At 45.6% G+C, this 2955-nt stretch carries 2 protein-coding genes and 1 other RNA gene; 1 reads left to right on the forward strand and 2 read right to left on the reverse strand.

The annotated features are described in order from the left end of the window. Positions 1-233 precede the first annotated feature (233 nt). A non-coding RNA gene (ssrS, locus tag ACLFWI_RS28955) (6S RNA) lies at positions 234-415 on the reverse strand. Positions 416-575: 160 nt separating this feature from the next. Here ssrS and ACLFWI_RS28960 point away from each other — a divergent pair. Continuing rightward, positions 576-1505: a pentapeptide repeat-containing protein gene (locus tag ACLFWI_RS28960; protein ID WP_446415806.1), complete on the forward strand. Its 930-nt coding sequence runs from the start codon at positions 576-578 to the stop codon at positions 1503-1505. A 123-nt stretch (positions 1506-1628) separates the two neighbouring features. Here ACLFWI_RS28960 and ACLFWI_RS28965 read toward each other — a convergent pair whose 3' ends face one another. Further along, on the reverse strand, positions 1629-2762 hold the full coding sequence (locus ACLFWI_RS28965; RefSeq protein ID WP_446415807.1) for a 5-(carboxyamino)imidazole ribonucleotide synthase: 1134 nt from the start codon (positions 2760-2762) through the stop codon (positions 1629-1631). Positions 2763-2955 lie beyond the last annotated feature (193 nt).

The following is a 2955-nucleotide window of genomic DNA, read 5'->3' on the forward strand; positions in this document are numbered from 1 at the left end:
TTTGAGCTAATTTTGTAGGCTCTCTGGGAGTTATGGTGATAAGGAAAATTAATTGAATTTGGTCAAAGGCTTGCTGGATAAGGCTTTGCCTGTTAAGAGTTCCCTGTTAAGAGTTCCCTAAAAACTAGGGTTTCCACCACAAGTACCGAAGAGCCGTCATCCGTGTCAACTTAAGCCAAAGCGCAAAATCCCCCAGTCACCTAAGACAGGGGGAAATTTTTGCGAATTATTGCAGGTTCACCGGAACGCCGTCTTGCCTCAGCTTATGACCTGGAAAACCAGGTGGGTATCGTGGACACTCGTTTTAAGTTTCCGGGTTCATGCCCGGTCTACTGCCACAAGGTCTCTCGATTCCCTTTTACATACAGACAAGATCAAAAAACACTATTGGCAGTCACCAACGTCCCAGTGGAACCCGTACCCCTATTTTAACGATTTATTTCTAGATGTCTACTGTCCCGTATCTCCACCTTCTACAGGGGCGCATGGCGTGCGCCATCAAACAGTCTGCTGTTCATGCCTAATCATGGGCTGTCGCTCTAAGCTAAACTGATGAGTGTCATCGATCGCAAATTATGTATGATGTTCGGGGTTATGGTCAGATGGTGTACAGCGAACCCCATTCCTATCTTGTCAAACTGGGGTTATTCCACTGGAACAGTTGGCGCGAGAAGCATCCTGATGTTACTCCCATGCTGGAGGGTGCTAACCTCAATTTATTGGATCTGAGTGGGTTTAACCTGAGAGGCGCTAACATTCAAGGGGCGAACCTCTTTGGCACGGATTTGCTGGAAGCCGACTTGACCGATGCCAATCTGAGAAAAGCTGACTTTACAGGTGCAGATTTTAGAAATGCTCTTTTAAGCGGCGCTGATTTATCTGAAGCCCGATTGATTAGAACTCAAGCGTTAGGTACAAACTTTGAGAGAGCCATATTTACAGGAGTTTGCTTAGAAGATTGGAATATTGATAGTACAACTAACTTGACTGGAGTTATCTGCGACTATGTTTATCTTAAATCCAGATATTCTCCTAAGAGTAAACGATATGTACTGCAAGAACGCCGTCCTCATAGTGGTACATTTGAGCCGGGTGAGTTTACAAAGCTTTTCCAAAAAACCCTGGAAACCGTTGAGTTGATTTTCCGCAAGGGGATTGATTGGCAGGCTTTTCTGGTTGCTTTTCAAGAGTTGGAGAAGGAAAACGATAATTTTCCGGTTTCTATTCAAGCGATTGAAACGAAGCATCGAGGTACTGTCGTTATCCACCTCAACGTTCTTCCCGAGCAGGATAAGGCGAAAATTGAGCAATCGTTTAAGCAGCGCTATAAACAGGAACTTCAACGCATTGAGGTAGATTATCTAGAAACGTTAGGTGTTAGAGTTCAGTCAGAGGATTTAATTACCAAGTATCGCCAGCGAAATGCTGATTTTAAAGCGATGATTCAGATTATGGCTCAAGCTCAAAGTGACTTTGTTTTAAAGGGAATTTCCCAATTAGAATGATTTGTCTTATGTCTTATGCCTTATGTCTTATGTCCTTGGCTGGGGCGGGTTTACTCACATTATCGGTTGTGTTGGATAGTATTATCGGTAAAACCCGCCCCTACACAATCAACAATCAAGACTTTAACCGTACCATAGGGTTTCTATTGTTTGTGCGATCGCCTGGGGGTTCTTCTCTGAGCTAAAATCCAGGAGAACGGTGACATGACCGAGTTTGCGCCCAGGGCGCGATTGTTTTTTCCCATACCAATGCACATAAGTTTGCGGCTGGCTGGCGAGTTTTTGCCGTTTTTCGAGATAGTCGTTCTGGGAATATTCGTAACCCAAGAGATTAACCATGACGGCTCCTATACAATTAAGCGTTGGTTTTGTCAAGGGTAACCCGGCAACTGCCCGTAAATGCATTTCAAACTGCGAAGTTTCACAAGCATCTAGACTAAAATGCCCAGAATTGTGGGTACGAGGGGAGACTTCGTTGACATATACTTGATTATTGGCGGTGAGAAAGAGTTCAATGCCAAACAAGCCCACGGCTTGTAGACTATTGAGTAAGGTAAGTGCGATCGCGTTAATCTCTTGTTGTGTCTCTGGGCTAATCGGGGCGGGAATAATCACCCGACGGCAGACTTGATTTTCCTGCTGGGTTTCGACAACCGGGTAAACCACTACCTCACCGCTTACAGAACGAGCCGCGATCACAGCTAATTCTCGTTCAAAGGGTATAAATTCCTCGACGAGTAGAGGTGTATCGGCAAGTTTTTGCCAGAGTTCCTGGAAACTCTCTCTATCCTTAAAAATAAACGTGCCTTGACCATCATAGCCGTGGCGTCGCGCTTTGAGAACCAGGGGAAATGTCAGTGTATCAGGGTTGAGGGGTGTCTCTAGTAAGTTAAAAGCAGGTTGGGGTAAACCAATGTCACGTAAATAGCAACGTTGGTGATATTTATCGAGTAGGGGGGCTAAGGCGTCTAGGCGGGGGCGAAAACAGACACCTTGGTTTGCCAAGGGGAACAACGCATCCAAATTAATAAATTCATTCTCAAATGTGATCACATCACAATGGGCAGCTAACTTTGCCGTCGCGGCGGCGTCATCAATCGGGGCAAAGATGGTATCGGAGGCAACACTAACGGCTGGATCAGTAGGCTGGGGTGTTTGAATCACCAAATCCAAACCCAATGATTTAGCCCCACCTCCCATCATCCAAGCCAGTTGTCCACCACCGATTACCCCTACTCGTTTCACAGTCTTAGCCATCAATAGGTTTGAGTCACTCGTTTGCCATGTTAGCGGATTTTGGTGTCAACGTTTTATGACTTAGGCACAGATCCTGCTTATGGTAGCAGGGCTAATTCATTTAAGGAAAGCTGTATTTATGAATTCAGCCAAGCCGGATTTGACACTCCCCCGGCTAAAAGCGCGGAGGATTCTTCGCTCATCCAACCACCTT

This window comes from Coleofasciculus sp. (genome assembly GCF_046539235.1).
Lineage (GTDB): Bacteria > Cyanobacteriota > Cyanobacteriia > Cyanobacteriales > Coleofasciculaceae > Coleofasciculus.

What these genes read in the sequence shown, in the direction of transcription:
- ACLFWI_RS28965 (WP_446415807.1), bottom strand. Translation starts at nt 2,762, where the DNA reads ATGGCTAAGACTGTGAAACGAGTAGGGGTAATCGGTGGTGGACAACTG.
- ACLFWI_RS28960 (WP_446415806.1), top strand. Translation starts at nt 576, where the DNA reads ATGTATGATGTTCGGGGTTATGGTCAGATGGTGTACAGCGAACCCCAT.